The sequence below is a fragment of the Kerstersia similis genome, from assembly GCF_965139615.1.
Taxonomy (GTDB): domain Bacteria; phylum Pseudomonadota; class Gammaproteobacteria; order Burkholderiales; family Burkholderiaceae_B; genus Kerstersia; species Kerstersia similis.
In genome coordinates, this window is record NZ_CBCSIQ010000003.1 from 147,150 (window position 1) to 167,457 (window position 20,308).

23 protein-coding genes are annotated in these 20,308 nt (G+C 62.2%); 15 read left to right on the plus strand and 8 right to left on the minus strand.

What is annotated here, in order from left to right; genetic code table 11:
* Positions 1-78 precede the first annotated feature (78 nt).
* The 7 genes from atpA to ACNA1V_RS03255 all read right to left on the minus strand — a co-directional run bounded on the left by atpA (position 79) and on the right by ACNA1V_RS03255 (position 5,957).
* Positions 79-1,620, minus strand: a complete 1,542-nt coding sequence (atpA, locus tag ACNA1V_RS03225; RefSeq protein ID WP_415832144.1) for a F0F1 ATP synthase subunit alpha — start codon at positions 1,618-1,620, stop codon at positions 79-81.
* Positions 1,621-1,652: 32 nt separating this feature from the next.
* Positions 1,653-2,198, minus strand: coding sequence for a F0F1 ATP synthase subunit delta (locus ACNA1V_RS03230; RefSeq protein ID WP_068371385.1), 546 nt, complete (start codon positions 2,196-2,198; stop codon positions 1,653-1,655).
* Between the two features lie 12 nt (positions 2,199-2,210).
* Entirely contained in the window at positions 2,211-2,681 is a 471-nt protein-coding gene (locus ACNA1V_RS03235) for a F0F1 ATP synthase subunit B (protein ID WP_415832145.1), read from the minus strand.
* Between the two features lie 160 nt (positions 2,682-2,841).
* Positions 2,842-3,081: a F0F1 ATP synthase subunit C gene (gene atpE / locus ACNA1V_RS03240; protein WP_068371391.1), complete on the minus strand. Its 240-nt coding sequence runs from the start codon at positions 3,079-3,081 to the stop codon at positions 2,842-2,844.
* Between the two features lie 113 nt (positions 3,082-3,194).
* Positions 3,195-4,076 (minus strand): F0F1 ATP synthase subunit A, encoded by an 882-nt coding sequence (gene atpB, locus ACNA1V_RS03245; RefSeq protein ID WP_415832146.1) that lies wholly within the window; start codon positions 4,074-4,076, stop codon positions 3,195-3,197.
* An 83-nt stretch (positions 4,077-4,159) separates the two neighbouring features.
* Entirely contained in the window at positions 4,160-4,582 is a 423-nt protein-coding gene (locus ACNA1V_RS03250; protein ID WP_415832147.1) for an ATP synthase subunit I, read from the minus strand.
* A gap of 241 nt (positions 4,583-4,823) precedes the next feature.
* Entirely contained in the window at positions 4,824-5,957 is a 1,134-nt protein-coding gene (locus ACNA1V_RS03255; RefSeq protein WP_415832148.1) for a Fic family protein, read from the minus strand.
* Between the two features lie 277 nt (positions 5,958-6,234).
* Here ACNA1V_RS03255 and ACNA1V_RS03260 point away from each other — a divergent pair, with 277 nt between their 5' ends.
* From ACNA1V_RS03260 to ttcA, 5 genes are all read left to right on the plus strand, one after another.
* Entirely contained in the window at positions 6,235-6,819 is a 585-nt protein-coding gene (locus tag ACNA1V_RS03260) for a DJ-1/PfpI family protein (RefSeq protein ID WP_415832149.1), read from the plus strand.
* Positions 6,820-6,891: 72 nt separating this feature from the next.
* Complete coding sequence (locus ACNA1V_RS03265; protein WP_415832150.1) at positions 6,892-8,688, plus strand: M61 family metallopeptidase; 1,797 nt, start codon at positions 6,892-6,894, stop codon at positions 8,686-8,688.
* 173 nt (positions 8,689-8,861) lie between these two features.
* Positions 8,862-9,659: an SDR family oxidoreductase gene (locus tag ACNA1V_RS03270; protein WP_415832151.1), complete on the plus strand. Its 798-nt coding sequence runs from the start codon at positions 8,862-8,864 to the stop codon at positions 9,657-9,659.
* Positions 9,660-9,763: 104 nt separating this feature from the next.
* Complete coding sequence (locus ACNA1V_RS03275) at positions 9,764-10,138, plus strand: dihydroneopterin aldolase (RefSeq protein WP_415832152.1); 375 nt, start codon at positions 9,764-9,766, stop codon at positions 10,136-10,138.
* A 35-nt stretch (positions 10,139-10,173) separates the two neighbouring features.
* The gene (gene ttcA / locus ACNA1V_RS03280; RefSeq protein WP_415832227.1) at positions 10,174-11,274 is read left to right on the plus strand and encodes a tRNA 2-thiocytidine(32) synthetase TtcA; all 1,101 of its coding nucleotides are present in this window, start codon (positions 10,174-10,176) and stop codon (positions 11,272-11,274) included.
* Between the two features lie 108 nt (positions 11,275-11,382).
* Here the strand turns inward: ttcA and purT are convergent, their stop codons facing one another.
* Positions 11,383-12,600, minus strand: a complete 1,218-nt coding sequence (gene purT / locus ACNA1V_RS03285) for a formate-dependent phosphoribosylglycinamide formyltransferase (RefSeq protein ID WP_415832153.1) — start codon at positions 12,598-12,600, stop codon at positions 11,383-11,385.
* A gap of 180 nt (positions 12,601-12,780) precedes the next feature.
* Here purT and ACNA1V_RS03290 point away from each other — a divergent pair, with 180 nt between their 5' ends.
* The 10 genes from ACNA1V_RS03290 to ACNA1V_RS03335 all read left to right on the plus strand — a co-directional run bounded on the left by ACNA1V_RS03290 (position 12,781) and on the right by ACNA1V_RS03335 (position 20,298).
* Positions 12,781-13,770 carry a KpsF/GutQ family sugar-phosphate isomerase gene (locus tag ACNA1V_RS03290; protein ID WP_415832154.1) on the plus strand — a complete coding sequence of 330 codons (990 nt, stop codon included), beginning with the start codon at positions 12,781-12,783 and terminating at the stop codon, positions 13,768-13,770.
* A gap of 34 nt (positions 13,771-13,804) precedes the next feature.
* On the plus strand, positions 13,805-14,413 hold the full coding sequence (locus ACNA1V_RS03295; RefSeq protein WP_415832155.1) for a KdsC family phosphatase: 609 nt from the start codon (positions 13,805-13,807) through the stop codon (positions 14,411-14,413).
* 11 nt (positions 14,414-14,424) lie between these two features.
* A complete protein-coding gene (gene lptC / locus ACNA1V_RS03300) occupies positions 14,425-15,036 on the plus strand; it encodes an LPS export ABC transporter periplasmic protein LptC (RefSeq protein WP_415832156.1) in 612 nt (203 codons plus the stop codon).
* Positions 15,033-15,611 carry a lipopolysaccharide transport periplasmic protein LptA gene (gene lptA, locus ACNA1V_RS03305; protein ID WP_415832157.1) on the plus strand — a complete coding sequence of 193 codons (579 nt, stop codon included), beginning with the start codon at positions 15,033-15,035 and terminating at the stop codon, positions 15,609-15,611. Before lptC ends, lptA begins: the two co-directional genes overlap by 4 nt.
* 8 nt (positions 15,612-15,619) lie before the next feature.
* Positions 15,620-16,399, plus strand: coding sequence for an LPS export ABC transporter ATP-binding protein (lptB, locus tag ACNA1V_RS03310; protein ID WP_415832158.1), 780 nt, complete (start codon positions 15,620-15,622; stop codon positions 16,397-16,399).
* A 214-nt stretch (positions 16,400-16,613) separates the two neighbouring features.
* Positions 16,614-16,934 carry a ribosome hibernation-promoting factor, HPF/YfiA family gene (gene hpf, locus ACNA1V_RS03315; protein WP_415832159.1) on the plus strand — a complete coding sequence of 107 codons (321 nt, stop codon included), beginning with the start codon at positions 16,614-16,616 and terminating at the stop codon, positions 16,932-16,934.
* Positions 16,935-17,043: 109 nt separating this feature from the next.
* Complete coding sequence (locus tag ACNA1V_RS03320; protein WP_415832160.1) at positions 17,044-17,517, plus strand: PTS sugar transporter subunit IIA; 474 nt, start codon at positions 17,044-17,046, stop codon at positions 17,515-17,517.
* 11 nt (positions 17,518-17,528) lie between these two features.
* A complete protein-coding gene (gene hprK / locus ACNA1V_RS03325; protein WP_415832161.1) occupies positions 17,529-18,470 on the plus strand; it encodes an HPr(Ser) kinase/phosphatase in 942 nt (313 codons plus the stop codon).
* A complete protein-coding gene (rapZ, locus tag ACNA1V_RS03330) occupies positions 18,467-19,351 on the plus strand; it encodes an RNase adapter RapZ (RefSeq protein ID WP_415832162.1) in 885 nt (294 codons plus the stop codon). The genes hprK and rapZ overlap by 4 nt, the downstream gene beginning before the upstream one ends.
* Entirely contained in the window at positions 19,348-20,298 is a 951-nt protein-coding gene (locus ACNA1V_RS03335; protein WP_415832163.1) for a septal ring lytic transglycosylase RlpA family protein, read from the plus strand. Before rapZ ends, ACNA1V_RS03335 begins: the two co-directional genes overlap by 4 nt.
* Positions 20,299-20,308: the final 10 nt, after the last annotated feature.

A 20,308-nucleotide genomic window follows, 5' to 3' on the forward strand; every position in this document is an offset into this window, starting at 1 on the left:
CGGCCTTCAGCGGCCGGCTGGCTCGGGGCGGTGGGATGACAGCTCAGCAGCCATCCCGCCGCCTCTTGTCAAGATTCCTTAAAAAGCACCGTGCTTCTTGAAATCCTGGATCGCAGCAGCCAGTTCGGCCTCGCCTTCCTTGGACAGTTCCTTGGTGTTCTCGATGGCTTCGATCAGGCTGGCGTTCTTGCTCTTCAGGGTATCCTTCAAGCCCTTCTCGAACGACAGAACCTTCTCGACGGCCACGTCATCCAGGTAACCGTTGTTGACGGTGAACAGCGTCACGGCCAGTTCCCAGACCTGCAGCGGCTGGTACTGAGGCTGCTTGAGCAGTTCCACCACGCGCTTGCCGCGCTCCAGCTGGCGACGGGTTGCGTCGTCGAGGTCGGAGGCGAACTGGGCGAAGGCGGCCAATTCACGATACTGAGCCAAGTCGGTACGAATACCGCCGGACAGCTTCTTGACGACCTTGGTCTGAGCAGCACCACCCACGCGCGACACCGAGATACCGGCGTTGATGGCGGGACGGATACCAGCGTTGAACAGGTCGGTTTCCAGGAAGATCTGGCCGTCGGTGATCGAGATCACGTTGGTCGGAACGAAAGCGGACACGTCGCCGGCTTGCGTTTCGATGATAGGCAGTGCGGTCAGCGAACCGGTCTTACCCTTCACTTCGCCGTTGGTGAACTTCTCGACGTACTCTTCGCTGACGCGAGCAGCACGTTCCAGCAGGCGGGAGTGCAGGTAGAACACGTCGCCGGGGTAGGCTTCGCGGCCGGGCGGGCGGCGCAGCAGCAGCGAGACCTGGCGATAGGCCCAGGCTTGCTTGGTCAGGTCATCATAAATGATGAGCGCGTCTTCGCCACGATCGCGGAAGTATTCGCCCATGGTGCAGCCCGAGTAGGCAGCCAGGTATTGCATGGCGGCGGAATCGGAAGCGGCGGCGGCCACGATGATGGTGTATTCCAGCGCGCCGTGCTCTTCGAGCTTGCGCACCACGTTGTTGATCGTCGAGGCCTTCTGACCAATAGCGACGTAAACGCAGGTAACGTTCTTGCCCTTTTGGTTGATGATGGCATCCACGGCAACAGCGGTCTTGCCGGTCTGACGGTCACCGATGATCAGCTCGCGCTGGCCACGGCCGATAGGCACCATGGAGTCGATAGCCTTGATACCGGTTTGCAGCGGCTGCGACACCGACTTACGCCAGATCACGCCGGGCGCGACCTTTTCGATAACGTCGGTCAGCTTGGCGTCGATCGGGCCCTTGCCGTCGATGGGCACACCCAGCGCGTTGACCACACGGCCACGCAGCTCGGGGCCGACGGGGACTTCGAGAATGCGGCCGGTCGCTTTGACCGGGTCGCCTTCGGAAACGCCAACGTAGTCGCCCAGCACCACGGCGCCGACGGAGTCGCGCTCGAGGTTCAGTGCCAGACCATAGACGTTGTTGGGAAATTCGAGCATTTCGCCCTGCATCACGCCGGACAGGCCGTGGATACGGGTGATGCCGTCGGTCACGGACACAACCGTGCCCTGCGTACGGATATCAGTCGAAACGCCCAGGCCTTCGATACGGCTCTTGAGCAGTTCGCTGATCTCGGACGGATTGAGTTGCATGTTCAGACTCCTGGAATCCAGTGTGCCGGCGATCAGGCCGCCAGCGTATTGCGCATTTGGGCCAGACGTGCCAGGACGGAATCGTCCAGCACCTGATCGCCTACTGCGACGCGCACTCCGCCGATCAGCGAGGCATCGACGGTGACATTGGGTTTAAGCTTCAGGCCGAAGCGTTTCTCGAGCGCGGCCACCAGACCGGCCAGTTCCTCGCCTTCGAGCGGGAACGCGCTGGTGATATCGGCAACGGCAGCGCCTTCGCTACGGTTCTTCAGTTCAATGAACTGCCGTGCGATCTCGGGCAACAGCAACAAACGGCCGTTTTCCACGAGCAAGGTAATGAAATTGCGGGCGCTGGGCGACAGTTCGGCCTGCGTCAACTGGATAAACAGTTCAATGCTCTGTTCGTCGTTCAGACGCGGATCGGAGAAGGCTTCGCGGACATCGGGCAAGGCCACGACCTGCGCCCACTGGGACAGCAGTTCAGACCAGCTTTCAGAACCCGCCGATTCCTTGTCCTTGCTCGCAGCTTCGTACAAAGCCTCTGCATACGGGCGGGCTACAGTCGAAATTTCAGCCATGGCAGTCCCGGATTAAAGCTGAGCTTTGAGTTGGTTCAGCAGATCGGCATGCGCCTTGGCGTCGATCTCGCGCTTCAGGATCTGCTCGGCGCCCTGGACAGCCAAAGCTGCCACATCATTGCGCAGTGCTTCACGCACACGCTGGGCTTCCTGCAATGCTTCCTGACGAGCCTGCTCGACGATGCGGGCGCGCTCGGCTTCGGCTTCCTTGCGGGCCTGTTCCAGCAGAACCGTGCTTTGCTTTTCCACTTCGGCCAGACGCGTCTGGACTTCCGTCTTGGCATTGGCTTCGATCAGACCGATACGGGCCTGTGCTTGAGCCAGGTCAGCCTTGCCTTTATCAGCAGCAGCCAGACCATCTGCGATTTTCTGACGGCGTTCCTCGATCGCCTTCGTGAGGGGCGGCCAGATGAATTTCATCGAGACCCAGCCCAAAACGAAGAACACGAGCATCTGGAAGAAGATTGTCGCGTTCAGATTCACGTTCGTGTTCCTTTTACACCTTGTGCGACTCTGCTATCCGCCTGAACGCAGGAACAGAGCCAGGAATTCCTGCCGACAGGGCATACGGTCGATTGACAACCGCATGCCCGGCGCCGGCATCATGAACCGCCGACCTAGCCGGCGGAAACAACGGTGCTTCTTAGACGAAAGGATTCGCGAAAGCGAACAGCATGGCGATACCCACGCCGATCAGGAAGGCGGCGTCGATCAGACCAGCCAGCAGGAACATCTTGGTTTGCAGGGCGTTCATCAGTTCAGGCTGACGGGCCGAGGCTTCGAGATATTTGCCGCCCATGATACCGATACCGATGCAGGCGCCGATGGCCCCCAAACCGATGATGAACGCGCAAGCGAGGGCAACGAAAGCAACGTTGGTCATGACACACAACTCCTTGGTTAAAAATCTGAAATCGAAAAAAGGAAAATAAAAACCGGGTACTGCCAATACATCCGACTCTGGCGCACCCGGCATCGCCGGGTGGCCCTAACCGATCAGTGACCTTCGTGAGCCTGACCGATGTAAACCAGCGTCAGCATCATGAAGATGAAGGCCTGCAGCAGAACGATCAGAATGTGGAAGATCGCCCAGACCGAACCGGCCAGCACGTGGCCAATACCCAGGCCAATACTGGTTGCGTTCAGCCCTGACCAGGCACCGCCCAGCAGGGCGATCAACATGAAGACGAGTTCGCCGGCAAACATGTTGCCGAACAACCGCATACCCAGGGACACCGACTTGGCGGCGTACTCGACCAGGTTGAGCAGGAAATTGGCGGGAGCCAGCAGCACGGCAGCAAAACCATGCGCATGGAAAGGCGCGCTGAACAGTTCTTTGACGAAGCCGCTCGGGTGCTTGATCTTGATGCCGTAGTAGAGCATCAGCAGCAGCACGCCCAGAGACATGCCCATCGGGATGTTCAGGTCGGCGGTCGGCAGAATACGGTGATAGTACAGGGGATCGCCATGCTCGGCGCCCAGGCCGGTCCAGCGCATGATGGTGGGAACCAGATCGACGGGGATCAGGTCCAACGCATTCATGAAGACGATCCAGAGGAAAACTGTCAGTGCCAGCGGCACGACAAACAGGCGGGACTTGGCATTGGGCACAATGCTGCGCGCTTGCTCGTCCACCATTTCCACCAGCATCTCGACGAATGCCTGGAAGCGGCCGGGCACGCCTGCCGTGGCACGGCGCGCGGCCCGCCACAGGAAGAACACGGCCAGCAGGCCCATCAGCGCCGACCAGAAGATCGAGTCATAGTTGATGACATCGAACTGGGCGATCAGCGACTGTTTTTCGCCGATATTGTTGTTGTGCACCAGGTGGTGCTGGATGTAATAGGACTGAGGCGACACATCGCTGGCAGCAGCCATTTGATTCCCTACCCTGTTCTTTTGAGCCACCGGCACGAAGCCGACACACATTCATTCCTGCGGGGACGCATTATCGCGAACGACTATGACAGCTTGCGCCGTCCCCACCGCGTACTGCGAAAGAGCATCCATAGCAATGGACCCTTGAGCGCGCAGATCAATCCTGCCAGCAATGCCGGCCAGACCAAGCTGTCACCACCCTCGGACGCCGCCCACCACAGCAAAGCAATGGCAGCCAGCAATTTGAACGCTTGCCCAAGAATGAACACCACCGGGCTGGACTGGCCAGACACAGAAATGGTCATCATGAGACGCAGAATGAAAATCGCACTAGGTAGCAAATAGGCGCCAGCCCCTATCAGGGCAGACACACCGGCACCTGCCCCGGCAATCAGCCAGGACAAGACAACCGCCAGACTTCCCATCAGAACCTGTGCAACCAAAGCCCCGGCCAGTTCCTTCCTGGCCCGAAGCGCTACTGCCGTTCGCTCGGTGGCTGTCAGCATCAGACGCGGTTCTGTTCCCTGCCCCTGCATGCCTTGCCCCCTTGTTTCTGCGAACTACCCCGCAAGCGTCAAACCCAAAAATTATAACTTGAATTTTTTTGACAGGGCAATCCAAAGTTGCGGCACCGCAATATGGGGATGGCCGGAGCGGTTTCAAGGTGCGTGGTAACAGCTCGCAATGAAGAGCCGTGGCTCATGAAAAATGGGGCTCTGACCCTCGCCGCCTGGCGCTGCAGCAAGATCACCCAAGCTTCAAGCCATTGCCAAGCCTGATCGCGTAGCTTGTGCTACGCCCTCCCGCCTGGCTTTTTTGAAGCACACCGTATTGCACCAGCTCCGTGATGTCACGCAAGGCAGAATCGCTTGAGCACTTGGCCAGCGCAGCCCATTTGGCGGTCGTCAGCTTGCCGTCAAACCCATCCAACAGCCGGTTCAGCACTTTGATCTGCCGTTCATTCATGGGAATGGTTGCCGCGTCTTGCCAGAACTTCGCTTTGGTAAACACCTGATCGAGGACGCCATGCGCATGTTCGATGGCTTTGAGCAAAGTCGCAAGAAACCACACCAACCATTGCGTGACATCCATATCACCCTTTTGCGTGCGCTCAAGAATGTCGTAGTAGGCCTTGCGCTCTCGTTGTATCTGCGCAGACAGGCTATAGAAGCGTTGCTGACTGCCATCTGCGCGGGTTAGCAATAGATCGCCGATTGCACGCGCGATGCGACCGTTGCCGTCATCGAAAGGGTGTAGTGTGACAAACCAGAGATGCCCCAAGCCTGCGCGAACCAAGGCGGAATCTCTCAGTGTGGTGTCATTTAGCCAGGCAAGAAAACGCGCCATCTCTGCCGCAAGCCGTTTGGCAGGCGGCGCTTCGAAATGGACTTTTTCACGCCCCATCGCACCTGAAACAACCTGCATGGAGCCCGCACTGTCGTCTCGCCAGGCGGCAACCTTGATAGCGTTGATTCCGGAGTAGCCGAAAGGAAACAGCGCTGCATGCCAGCCAAACAAGCGTTCGACGCTTACAGGGGCCATCGCGTTACTGGTGGCATCCAGGATCATATCGACGATTCCGTCGATATGACGGTCTGCGGGCGCCAACGCGCCGATATCGACGCCCAGGCGACGCGCGACAGATGATCGAACCGAGGCGACATTGAGTGTTTCACCCTCTATTGCGCTGGTTTGAACGACGTCCTCAGTCAACGCAAGCAGACAGGCGTCATCGCGCAAGGCAAGCCCTACGTCTGCCAGTCGGCCGAGCAGCAACCCTTGCGCACGACTCACGGCCGCCAAAGGTTCCGCAAGCACAGCGAGGTCGTATTGCCAATCGGGCCAATGCGGCGATTGCCAGATATATTCACCGTGATTCATGCGGCGATTGTGGCGGCACTTATCCTTTTCGTCAAACGCTGGTGCTTCACGGCACGCTCGCGTTGACGCGAAACATACCGCGTTGAATGGCGGCGCCAGCCCATGAACGACGGCCTCGGCTACCGTTTCGCCCTTACGGTGCCCGCAATATCTCCCCTGCCGTCATCCTCCCGCAGGAATCCCCTACTACCCTGTCATACGGGGCCGGCGCACAATTATTCCAGCACGGCGGATGCACATATGCCCCTTCCATCACGAGACCTCAAGGAGACAACTCATGGCAGGCAAGAAAATCCTGATGATTTGCGGCGATTATTGCGAAGACTATGAAACCATGGTGCCATTCCAGACGCTGCTGGCGGTGGGCCATGATGTGATTGCCGCCTGCCCCGGCAAGAAGGCGGGCGAGCAGATCAAGACGGCGATCCACGATTTTGAGGGCGCGCAAACCTATAGCGAAAAACCCGGCCACAATTTCACGCTCAATGGCAGCTTCGATAGCCTGGATCCCGCTGACTTCGATGCCCTGGTGATTCCCGGCGGCCGCGGCCCCGAGTATCTGCGCCTGAATGCCAAGGTCGTGGCTGCCGTGCGCCATTTCTTCGAGGCCGACAAGCCGGTGGCGGCGGTCTGCCACGGCGCGCAATTGCTGGCCGGCGCTGGCGTGCTGAAAGGCCGTTCGTGCTCCGCCTACCCGGCCTGCCAGCCGGATGTGGAAACGGCCGGCGGCACCTATATCAATATTCCGGTGGATCAGGCCCATACCGACGGCAATCTGGTGACGGCCCCCGCCTGGCCCGCGCACCCAGCCTGGCTGGCGCAGTTCCTGAAGGTGCTGGGTACGCACATCAGCCACGGCTGACAGTCACGCAGACATCAACGGCCGGGCGCATGCGCCCGGCACGCATGGCGCGCCTGGCTCTACAATTGCGCCATGAATACCGTCAGCAAAACCCCAACCCCCATTCAATATCGTATCGAACCCTTCGACCCGGCCGGGCACCGTTTCCGCGTGCAGCTGAAGGTCGAACAGCCGGATGCCGGCGGCCAGTGCTTTGCGCTGCCCGCCTGGATTCCCGGCAGCTACCTGATCCGCGATTTCGCGCGCCAGATCGAAACCATATCCGCCCGCTCCGGCAATGCTGCCGTCGCGCTGCGCAAGCTGGATGACCATCGCTGGCAAGCCGATGCGGTCGAGGGCCCGCTGGAACTGGAATACACCGTTTATGCCTGGGACCTGTCCGTGCGCGGCGCGCACCTGGACGAAAGCCACGGCTTCTTCAATGGCACCAGCGTATTCCTGCAAGTCATCGGCCAGGAGGATCGCCCCTGCCTGGTCGATATCGCCGCCCCCGCCGGCATCAACGGCTGGAAGGTGCACACCAGCCTGCCCGAAGCCCGCGGCTTGCCAGGCTGCGCCCGCCGCCATGGCTTCGGCTGCTACCTGGCGCCTGACTACGACGCACTCATCGACCACCCGGTGGAAATGGGCACGCCGCTGGTGGCCCGCTTCGATGCCCATGGCGCCGAGCACGAGATTGTCTTTACCGGTCTGGTTCCCCAGCTGGATCTGCCCCGCATCATTGACGATGTGCGCCGCATCTGCGAAACGCAGATTGCGTTTTTCGAGCCTGAAACCCGCCGCGCGCCGTTTCTCGACAGCGCCCGCCGCTATGTGTTCCTGGTCCAGGTGACCGGCGACGGCTATGGCGGCCTGGAGCACCGCGCCAGCACGGCCCTGCTGGTTTCGCGCAATGATCTGCCCGTACTGGGCGAGACCGAGCAGAGCGACGGCTACCGCAGTTTCCTGGGGTTGGTCAGCCACGAGTATTTCCATACCTGGCACGTCAAGCGCATCAAGCCCGCCGCCTTCGTGCCCTATACGCTGGATCGCCCCGCACACACACGCCTGCTCTGGGTCTTTGAAGGCTTCACGTCCTACTACGACGACCTGATGCTGCTGCGTGCCGGCGTCATCAGCGAAGCCAATTACTTCAAGCTGCTGGGCAAGACGCTGCATGTGGTGCACAACGGCACCGGCCGCTTCAAGCAATCCGTCGCACAAAGCAGTTTCGATGCCTGGACGCGCTACTACAAGCAGGATGAGAACTCGGTCAATGCGATTTCCAGCTACTACACCAAGGGTTCGCTGGTGGCGCTGGCGCTGGACCTGCTCCTGCGCCACGCCAGCGGCGGCAAGAAATCGCTGGACGATGTGATGCGCCTGCTGTGGAAGCGCTATGGCCGGGAGTTCTACCGCGGCCTGGCGCGCGGCATTGTCGAAGACGCCATGCCGGCATTGGTGCAGGAAGCCACCGGCATCGACGCGGCCGCTGAGATCGCTGCCTGGACTGAAGGCACCGCAGACCTGCCGCTGCCGCAACTGTTTGCCGCGCAGGGGTTCCAGGCTGCCCCGGCCGCAGCAGGCAACACGCCCTCGCTGGACATTCGCAGTCGTGCCGCCACCGACGGCGCAGGCATTGCCGCCGTGCATGAGGGGGGTGCCGCGCATCGTGGCGGCCTGTCGGCACAGGATGTCATTATTGCTGCCGATGGCTTGCGCATTGCTTCCGTGGATGCGCTGAACGCGCTGCTGGCGCGCCGCCGCTCTGGCGACACCGTGCATTTCCATGTGTTCCGCCGCGATGAACTGCGCCAGTTCACCGTCACGCTGAACCCGGCCGTGCCAGGCAGCTGGACGATCAGCCGCACCGCCGTCACAGCGGCGTAAACCGGCGCAGCGCCCGCGCCTGCTGACCGCAGACGCGGGCGCTCTGAGCGTCCACGGGCAGACCAGCCATGCCGGCCCGGCCTCAGCGCCAGCAAAACAGTCTGGCCACCCCGGCGCGCCACCGGCAGCCGGAAGCGCGCCGGCAGGCATGGGAATGCCCTAAAATCCGGCGCATGAACCAGAGTTCCTTTTCTTCCGGCCTACGCCGCGCCGTTCTCATCACCGGTGCTGCCCGACGCATGGGCAGCGCCATTGCGCTGGGCTTCGCGCAGCGAGGCTGGGATGTCGTGATCCATCATCGCGCCAGCCCTGACGAAGCGCAGGCCACCGCCGCAGCGGTGCGCGCCTGCGGCGTCCAGGCAACCATCGTCACGGCCGACCTGGCCGAAGAGGGCGCAGCGGCACGGCTGTTCCAGGACGCCCTGGCTGCTTTCGGCCAGCTCGATGCCGTCGTCAACAATGCCTCGCGCTTTGACTACGATGATGCCGACAGCTTCGGCACCCACCTGCTGTTCGGCCACATGCAGCCGAATCTGGTCGCCCCCGTGGCACTGGCCCGAGACCTGGCCCGCCACGTGCGCGAGCGCCAGGGCAAAGGTGTGGTCATCAATTTGCTGGATCAGAAACTCTGGAACTACAACCCGGACTTCTTCAGCTATACGCTGAGCAAGGCGGCGCTGGAATCCGCCACCACCATGCTGGCCCAGGCATTGGCGCCGCACGTGCGCGTGGTTGGCATTGCGCCTGGCCTGACGCTGCCCAGCCATCTGCAAACGGCGGAAGCCTTCGAGCAAACGCATCGCCTGGCCCCGCTGGGGCAGGCCAGCACCGCAGCCGACATCGCCGATGCCGCTGTGTTCATGGCCCACAATCCTGCCATCACAGGCACCACGTTGCTGGTCGATGGCGGCCAGCACCTGGTCGGCTTTACCCGTGACTTCAGCATGATGGCGCCAGACCCCGGCAGTTGATCGACCGCCATGTCGCCAGCCCCGGCAAGCGTCCCGGCCCTGAACACTCCGGCTTCCTGCCACCCGGTGCCGCGCCTGCCCTTATTTTCCTGAACCCAAACATCATGTACCTACGCCGCGTTTTCTTTTCCCGCCTGGCGGTGGATGCCAATATCGGCATACTGGCCCACGAACTGCGCACCACCCAGCCCCTGCACATCGACGCCGAGTTCGATGTCATCATCCGCCAGCCGGTCAACGACCACGATATCCGCAGCGTCCTGGACTATCGCCAGTTGCGCGACGCCATCATCGCGGAGTGCACGCGCGGCCATGTCAACCTGATCGAAACCCTGTGCGAAAAGGTCGGCCTGCGCCTGCTGGCTGATTTCAGCGATATTCAGACCGTCAAGCTGCGCATCAGCAAACCAACGGTATTCTCCGACTGCGCAGCCGTCGGCGTGGAAGTCACCATGGACCGGAACACGACAACACTATGAGCCTGCCCAGCCTCGACCACTCATCCGCTGACACCATGAACCCTCAAGCGACGCCCGCGCAACCGGCTGCCACCAGCACGCCGCCCAGCGCCAAAGCGCAGGCCCGCGAACGCCTGGAAAACAACAAGCTCGCCAAACGCCTGGCCCGCGAAACCACCCGCGCCATCTCCGACTACAACATGATCGAAGAAGGCGACCGCGTCATGGTGTGCCTGTCCGGCGGCAAGGATTCCTACGGCCTGCTGGACATCCTGATGCGGCTGCGCAGCCGCGCGCCCTTCCACTTCGATATCGTGGCCGTCAATCTCGATCAGAAGCAGCCGGGTTTTCCTGACCACATCCTGCCGGAATACCTGCGCAGCCTGGATGTGCCCTTCCATATCGAAACCCAGGATACCTATTCCATCGTCACGCGCGTGGTACCGGAAGGCAAGACCATGTGTTCGCTGTGCTCACGCCTGCGGCGCGGCATTCTGTACCGCGTGGCCGATGAACTGGGTGCCACCAAAATCGCGCTGGGCCACCATCGTGACGACATTCTGGCCACCTTTTTCCTGAACCTGTTCTATGGCGGCAAACTGAAAGGCATGCCTCCCAAACTGGTGTCCGATGATGGCCGCCACACAGTGATTCGCCCGCTGGCCTATGTGCCGGAACGCGACCTGATCGCCTATGCGCGCCATATGCAGTTCCCTATCATTCCCTGTAACCTGTGCGGCAGCCAGGAGAACCTGAAGCGCCAGGAAGTCGGACGCATGATCGCGCAATGGGATAAGGAGCAGCCGGGCCGCTCCTGGAATATTTTCAACGCCTTGTCACGAGTGGTGCCCTCCCATCTGATGGATAGGGAACTGTTCGACTTCGCAGGACTCAAGCCCACAGGCATTCCTGACGAGGAAGGCGACAAAGCCTTTGATGGCGATGAGTTCCAAGGCCCGGAGTCGCATCAGGCGCAAGCGGATGCCAGCGTTGCCTCCACGCCTGAAGCCGTCATGGCTGCCACTCCGGCCACGCCGACGCCAGGCGCCGCCGTTCCGCTGAAAGAAACAGCGCTGACATTCATCCGCCCGTCAGGCAAGCGCACGGTGGCAACGGACAACGCTGGCGACAAGCAGGCCGACCAACAACCTGCTTGACCCGCCCCCTGCCAGACCCCTGCGCCGCACCACGGCGCCCGGGTACAGCCAGCAGCTGCGCCTTTGCACAGGCCAGCTGCTGCTCAATGCCTCATCAAGCCCTCGCCATCAAGCCAAGACCTTGACCTTGGCGGACGCCTGTTTGGCCTTGGCGCGTGCCGCCTCGGCATCATCCGCCACTGCCAGGGCCACGCCCATGCGGCGTTTGACAAAAGATTCGGGTTTGCCGAACAGGCGCACGTCCACACCAGGCTCGGCCAAGGCCTCGGCCACACCTTCGAACGACACAGCCCCGGCCTGCACACCGCCGTAGATCACGCTGCTCGCTCCCGGCTGACGCAGCGAGGCGTCCACCGGCAAGCCCAGCAATGCCCGCGCATGCAACACGAATTCGCTCTGCGTCTGTGTCACCATCGTGACCATGCCGGTATCATGCGGACGCGGGCTGACTTCCGAGAACCAGACCTGATCCCCGGCGACAAACAATTCCACGCCGAATACCCCCCAGCCGCCCAAAGCCGCGGTGACGGCCTCGGCAATTTCCCGGGCGCGCGCCAGCGCGGCATCCGACATGGGATGCGGTTGCCAGCTTTCGACATAATCGCCGTCCACCTGCCGATGGCCGATGGGCGCGCAGAAGCTGGTGTGCGTCGTACCGTCGGCCGCGCGCGAACGCACCGTCAACAGCGTGATTTCATAATCGAAATGAATGAAGCCTTCGACAATGGCACGGCCACCGCCCACGCGTCCGCCTTCCTGTGCGATACGCCAGGCTTCGGCAACCTCATCCTGGGCACGAATGACGGACTGCCCTTTCCCCGATGAGGACATGACCGGTTTGATCACGCAGGGATAGCCAATGCCGGCGTCGATTGCCGCCTGCAACTCGGCCAGGCTATCGACAAAACGATAGGGCGAAGTCGGCAAGCCCAGCTCTTCGGCTGCCAGGCGCCGGATTCCCTCTCGGTTCATGGTCAAACGCGCCGCACGCGCCGTTGGCGTCACCCGCGCCACGCCAGCCTGCTCGATCTCCACCAACAGATCGGTGGCGATCGCTTCGATTTCCGGAACGATGATGTGCGGCCGCTCCTGCTCGATCACGCGGCGCAAGGCATCACGATCCGTCATCGGGATGACATGCGCGCGATGCGCCACCTGCTGGCCCGGCGCGTTTTCATAGCGATCGACGGCAATCACCTCGACCCCCAGTTGCTGCAGGGCAATCACCACTTCCTTGCCCAGCTCGCCCGCACCCAGCAGCATGACTCGCACGGCACGGTCGGACAAAGGGGTTCCCAGCAAAGCGGGGGCATTGGCGGTTGACATGAACCAGCTCCATAAATGAATGACAATACACAAGTGTAAATACCGCGGGTGGCGCGCGGTGCGCCATAATCCCGATGGGTACGGCAACCTGGCGGCTGCGCCTGCCAGATTGCCATGCGCCTGCCGGCTTTGCAAATCCCGGATACGCCTGCACGCCCGGCACTGCACTAAAATCCCACAATGGACATCAACACCGCATTTACTCCCGAACTCGCACTGGCCAGCGCCTTCCGTACGCTGGAAACCGAAGCGCAGGCCATCCTGGCGCTGCGGGACGGCTTGCGCATTGCCTTTCCCCAAGCCGTTGCGCGTATCCTGGCCTGCAAAGGGCGGGTGATTGTCAGCGGCCTGGGAAAAACCGGCCATATCGCCACCAAGATCGCCGCTACCTTTGCCTCTACCGGCACCCCCTCGTTCTTCCTGCATGCCGCCGAAGCCGTGCACGGCGATCTGGGCATGGTGACCGGCGCAGACATCCTGATTGCCATTTCGCAGTCAGGCGGCAGCCAGGAACTCTTGACCATTCTGCCCGCCGTCCGCCGTCTGGGCGTCCCGGTCATTGCCATCAGCGGCAATCCGCAATCGGAACTTGCGCGCAACGCGGATATCTATCTCAGTAGCGCGGTTGCACAGGAAGCCTGCCCGCTCAATCTGGCCCCGACTGCCAGCACCACCGCCGCGCTGGCGTTGGGTGATGCACTGGCAGTCGCCTGCCTGGAAGCCCGGGGCTTCGATGCGCAGGATTTCGCCCGGTCGCATCCTGGCGGTACGCTGGGCCGCCGCCTGTTGACGCGGGTACGCGATGTCATGCGCCAGGGGAGCGAATTGCCGACCGTGCCTGCACAAGCCAGCATGATCCAGGCGCTGGAAGAAATTTCACGCAAGGGCATGGGCATGACCGTCGTGCTGGATGCCGAAGACCGACCTTGCGGCATTTTTACTGACGGCGACCTGCGGCGCCTGCTGGAAAAGCGGGGCAGCATCACCGGGCTGAGCGTGAGCGCAGGCATGACGCACCAACCGCGCTCCATCCACCCCGAAGCCCTGGCCGTGGATGCGGCCGCACGCATGGATGAGCTGCGTGTCAGCCAGTTGCTCGTCACTGACAGCCAGGGCAAATTGGTCGGCGCCCTGCATATGCATGACCTGATGGCTGCCAAAGTCATCTAACCCGACCCGTCCGTACACTGTTTCAAGGAAGCCCATGACCACTCCCTCTCCGCTCAGCCCCACGCCGCACCCGATCGACGCGCTCGTCCTGTCGGGACTGCCCGAAGCGACTCGTGAGCGCGCGGCGGCCGTGCGCCTGCTGGCACTGGATGTGGACGGCGTGCTGACAGACGGCAGCCTGATCTACGGCGAGCAAGGTGAAGCGTTGAAACGCTTCAACGTACTGGATGGCTATGGCCTGCAAATGCTGCGTGACAACGGCATCCTGGTGGCTCTGATCACCGGCCGCAAAGGCCTGATCCTGGAACGCCGCGCGGCCGACCTCGGCATCGGCATCGTGCTGCAAGGCGTACGCGACAAATGCAGCGCCCTGCAGGACCTTGCCCGCGAACACGGCCTCATGCTGTCGCAAACCGCCTTCATGGGTGACGACCTGATAGATGTCCCCGCCATGTTGCGTGCCGGCCTGGCAGCCAGCGTTCCCAATGCCCCGGTGTATGTGCGCCAGGCGGCGCACTGGACTGCCAGCCTGGCCGGAGGGCACGGCGCCGTACGAGAATGCTGTGACATGATTCTCGCTGCCCAGGGCAAATTGGGGCAACGCGTGCAGTCCGGCGGCGCAGGCGCGCCCGTCGTGCAATAACGGGGCCACTCATGCGTGACCGCATGCCCTCTTTAACCGCGCTGATCCTGCTGCTGGCCCTGGTGGCCGGCACCTGGTGGGCGGCCGACTACGCCCAGCGCTCCATCCCCATCGACCCGCCACCGCGCATGACGCACGAACCGGACGCCTGGGCGGAGGTGTTCGCCTTCATGCAGACCGACCCGGAAGGACGCCCGACCAACCGCCTGGAAGGCAAGCGCATGGAACACTTCCCGGACGATGACTCCTACGCCGTGGATGCGCCACGCGCCATCAGCCAGCAAGCCGCCAATCCGGTTACGATAGGCACCGCCCGCACCGGCATCATGGATCAGGACGGCAAGCGCATTACACTGCAGGGCGATGCGCGGCTGCTGCGCAAGGCAGAGGCAGACCGCCCGGCGCTGGAAGTCCGCAGCGAAGAAATCATTATCCTGCCGGATGACGACCTGGCCTATACCGACCAGCCCGCCACCGTGACACATGGGAAATCCCATATGCAGGGTACCGGCATGCGCTACGACAATGCCACCCGGCAATTGAAAGTCCAGTCTTCCACGCAAGTCCATATTGACGGTGAAAACCAGCCTGGGCTCCGTTCCCCTAGTTCACGACAGCCATGAATCCATCCTTTCTTGCCCGCCCTTTTCTCCTGTTGAGCGCCTGCGCGGCACTGCTGTGCGGCGCCGCCCAGGCCCAACAAGCGAATGCCGAAGACCCCAGCACGCAGATCCTGTCTGTCTCGCTGGAATATGACGATCTCAACCGCAGCAGCATTTTCACTGGCGACGTCATCATGACGCGCGGCATGATGACCTTGAACGCGGATCGCCTGGAAATGCGGGAAGACAAGGACGGCTTCCAATACGGCACAGCGACGGCCAACAGCGGCAAACAAGTCCGCATCCGCCAGGAACGCCCGGAAAATGCTGAGATTTTCGAAGCACGCGGCCAGCGCGCCGACTACGACAGCAAAGCGGAAACCATCGTCCTGAACGGCAACGCCAGCATCGTGCGCATGATTTGCGGCAAACCCTATGACCGCATTAACGGCGACCGCATCGTCTATAACCAGAAAAACGACACCTATTCGGCCAGCAGTGAATCCGGCCGGGTTCGCTCCGTGGCGCAGCCTCGCAGCAAGACCGAGGCCGCCGCAGCGGAATGCCTGGGCCGCCCCGCCGCCAAGCAGGAATAAGGCACACGATGTCAAATATCTCTTCCTCTGCGCTGGGCAACAAAACGCCTGGCAGCCTGCGCGCCACCGGCCTGCGGAAAACCTATAACAAGCGCACGGTGGTGCAGGATGTCTCCGTCTCCGTCGATAGCGGCGAGGTGGTCGGCCTGCTGGGCCCCAACGGCGCCGGTAAAACCACCAGTTTCTACATGATCGTCGGCCTGGTTCCCGCAGATGCCGGCCGCATCGAAATCGACGGTCGCGACGCCACGGCGCTGCCCATCCATCGCCGCGCGCGTCTTGGCCTCTCCTACCTGCCGCAGGATGCCTCGGTCTTCCGTCGCCTGACGGTAGAACAGAACATCCGGGCCGTCCTGGAACTGCAGCTCGACGCCAACGGCAAGACCCTGCCGACCAAAGCCGTCAATGAACAGCTTGAGAACCTGCTGGACGAATTGCAGATCGACCATATCCGCGAAAGCATGGCGATTTCGCTATCGGGCGGCGAGCGCCGCCGCGTGGAAATCGCCCGTGCGCTTGCCACGCGGCCGCGCTTCATCCTGCTCGACGAACCGTTTGCCGGTGTCGATCCCATCGCGGTAATCGAGATTCAGCGTATCGTGCGTTTTCTCAAAGGCCGCGGCATTGGCGTGCTCATCACCGACCACAACGTGCGCGAAACCCTGGGGATCTGTGACCGCGCCTACATCATCAGCGAAGGCAAGGTACTGACCAACGGCCACCCGGACGAAATCGTTGGCGATCCCGCCGTGCGGCGAGTGTACCTGGGCGAGCACTTCCGCATGTAAGGCCGCCGGCTCCCGGCGCCAGCCATGGCACACGCGACATTTCACACACGGGTTTGTCCTGCCTCATGGACAGTGCCCATGACAGCATCGGCGGACTTGCTTTCGGCGCGTATCCCGATACACTGAGAACATACGGCGGGAAATTATTCCGCCAGGCACCGGGGCTCAGGCCAACTGGCAGGCGCCCCGGGAACATCACCACGGAGGGAGCAATATGAATCTGAATATCAGCGGTCACCACCTGGAAGTCACCCCTGCCATCCGCGACTACGTCACCTCCAAGCTCTCCCGCGCCCTGGGCCGATTCGATAGCGTCATCGACGCCCAGGTCATTCTGTCGGTCGAGAAGCTGCGCCACAAGGCCGAAGTCACGGTCCGCGTCCCTGGCAAGGATCTGCACAGCGAAGCCGCCGAGGAAACCCTCTACGCCGCCATCGACCTGCTAGCCGACAAACTCGACAGACAAGTCACCGATCACAAGAATCGTGTCCGCGACCACGCGCACGAATCTGCCAAGCGCCAGGTCATTGAATAACCAGGCAACATCCCGCACACCGCCCGCTCAGCCGGGCGGTGTGCGTTTCCGGCGCCTGCAAAGCGAAAAGATTTTTGCATTGCGGTATAAGTCCCTATAATGCGAAACCATGAACCATTTGTCGCGCATTCTGCCTGCCGGCAATGTCGTGCTCGACTTGCCCGTCACCAGTAAGAAACGGGCATTCGAGCAGGCCGGCCTGCTATTTGAAAACCATCACGGCCTGGCTCGCTCCACCGTGTTTGACAGCCTGTTCTCACGGGAACGGCTGGGTTCCACCGCACTCGGCCACGGCGTTGCCGTTCCGCACGGCCGTGTCAAAGGCCTGACGCATGCACTGTCTGCGTTCTACCGCCTGGCACAACCCATTCCCTTCGATGCCCCCGACGGCCAGCCCGTCAGCTTGCTGATGTTCCTGCTGGTGCCGGAAACTGCCACCCAGCAACACCTGGACATCCTGGCCGAACTGGCCCAGTTGCTTTCCGACAAAGCCCTGCGCGAACGCCTGCTGACGGAAACCGACCCAAGCGTCGTGCATCAACTCCTGACCCAATACACGCCCGCCGGGGCGTCCGGGGCATAGGGTCGTCCACCATGGTGACGATCCGCAACCTGGTCGAGGATAACGCCCCCCTCGTCCCGTTTACCTGGATCGCCAGCGAAGCAGCCGCTGATCGCGGGATCCCCAACGACGGCGATTCGGCGGCCGACCTCATCGGTCACTTGAACCTGATCCATCCCGGGCGCATCCAGGTTTTCGGCGACCAGGAAATCGCTTTCTACTGCCGCCTGGAACGCCGCCGCCGTGGCCAGCACCTGGCTGAGCTGCTGGCCGCTGGCGTACCTGCCATGATCCTCGCCGAGGACTCCATCAGCCGCGCGCCCCCCGACCTCATCCAGGCCTGCGAAAGCCAGCAGGTTCCCTTGCTGGCCACGCCCATGCCGGCGGCACGCGTCATCGACCTGCTGCGCAACTACCTGGGCAAGCGCATGGCGCCGACCACGACGGTGCATGGCGTCTTCATGGATGTCCTGGGGCTGGGCGTGCTGATCACCGGTGAATCCGGGCTGGGCAAGAGCGAACTGGCACTGGAACTGATTTCGCGCGGTCACGGCCTGGTGGCGGACGACGCCGTCGATTTCGCCCGCACGGCCCCCACGCTGGTGGAAGGCTACTGCCCGCCGCTGCTGCAGAACCTGCTGGAAGTACGCGGCCTGGGCCTGCTGGATATCCGTACCATCTTTGGTGAAACGTCGGTGCGCCGCAAAATGCCGCTCAAGCTCATCGTGCATCTGGTACGTTCCAGCGCCACCGAGAAGTTCGAACGCCTGCCCCTGCAGGATCTCAGCCAGGATGTGCTGGGCCTGCCCATACGCAAGGTCATGCTCCAGGTCGCCGCAGGGCGCAACCTGGCCGTTCTGGTCGAAGCTGCGGTACGCAACAGCATCCTCAAGTTACGCGGCATAGATACCTTGGGAGAGTTCATGAGCCGTCAATCCCTGGCCATCATGCAGGGTATGGATAAGCAGCCATGAATCGTTCGATTCAGGATATCGTCATCATCACCGGCATATCCGGCTCAGGCAAATCCGTTGCCTTGCGCATGCTGGAAGATTCAGGCTACACCTGCATCGACAATCTTCCCATCCGCTATCTGCAGGATTTTTGCGTCGATCTGAATTCCCAGCCGCCCAGCCATGTCGCGGTTGCCATTGATGCCCGCTCGCCTGGTGAGATCGAAGATTTGCCGCAGGTGCTCACGGCCATTCGCGCCATTGGCATCCCCTTGCGCGTCATTTTTCTGGACGCCAGCACTGAAGCGCTGGTGCAGCGCTATTCCGAATCCCGCCGCCGCCATCCACTCACGGACAGGCTGTCGGCAACCGGCAAGACCTTGACGCTGACGGAATGCATCCAACAGGAACGGGAACTGCTGGCGCCCTTGCGCGAGCAGGAGCACATCATCGACACCTCCTATCTCAGCCCGGTGCAATTGCGCCACTGGATAGGCCAGGTGGTGCAGGTCGAACGCCTGCCCTTGCTGCTGACTTTCGAATCCTTCGCCTACAAGATCGGCGTGCCCAGTGACGCCGACCTCGTCTTCGATGCCCGCTGCCTGCCCAATCCGCACTACGATGCGGCATTGCGCCCCCTGACCGGCAAGGATGCCCCCGTGGCCAAATGGCTGGAGGGCTACGCCCAGGTTGGCGAGATGATTGATGACATCTATGGCCTGGTACGCAAATGGCTGCCACGCTACATGCAGGACACTCGCAGTTATCTCACCGTTGCGGTAGGCTGTACCGGGGGCCAGCACCGTTCGGTTTACGTGGTCGAACAGCTGGCCCTGCGCTTCGCTTCGCACTCCCCTCTGCTGGTGCGGCACCGTTCCCCGATACACATTCCGCGCGCATGATGTCTGGTGCGCATATCGTCACGCCCGGCACGCACCAGCCAGGCCACCCGGCTCCCCTGGCTGCGGCCCCCCTCCCTCGAACAGCGTACCGCTGGCTCTGGCTGGCCCTTGCCTTGTTGATCGCCGTCGTGCTTTCGGCCTGCGGCAGTTCCCCCAAACGCAGCGGCGGCTACTACAAGGATGACGGCCCGCATGCACGCGTACCTGCCGACCTGGACAAAGTCCCGGATGCCGTGCCGCGCGTGGAACCGTATGCCAGCGGCCCGAACCGGCCCTATACCGTTTTCGGCAAGAAGTACGTGCCGGACACCAGCGGCCGCGCCTACCGTAACCGTGGCACGGCATCTTGGTATGGCAAGAAATTCCATGGTCAGCCGACGTCCAACGGCGAAACCTACGACATGTACAAGATGACGGCCGCGCACCCCACGCTGCCCATCCCCAGCTACGCAAAGGTGACCCGTACCGCCAATGGCCGCAGCGTCATTGTCCGCATCAACGACCGTGGCCCCTTCCATGATGGCCGCATCATCGACTTGTCTTATGTCGCCGCTCACCGGTTGGACATCATTGCTCCCGGTAGCGGCGAAGTGATCGTCGAGTGGATCAGCCCGGATGACATCCGGGGCAACCGGGTGCCGCAAGCCTCCGGCCCAAGCCCGGTGTTGGCAAGCGCCACCTCTGCCAGCCCTCCCGCCGTCTCTGCCGCCATGCCCGGCATCTTCCTGCAACTGGGCGCCTTTGGCTCAGCAGACAACGCCAACGCCTTCCTGGCCCACATGCGCAGCGAACTCGACAATGACCCCCGCCTGCGGCTGGAACAAGGCGGCAATGGCATTTATCGTGTCCGACTGGGCCCCTACCCCGACCGCAGCAGCGCGGAAGACGCTGCCAGCCGCATCGGCCGCCAGCTGGGCATTTCACCCTCCATCGCCCTGCAGCCCTGAGCCGGCCGCC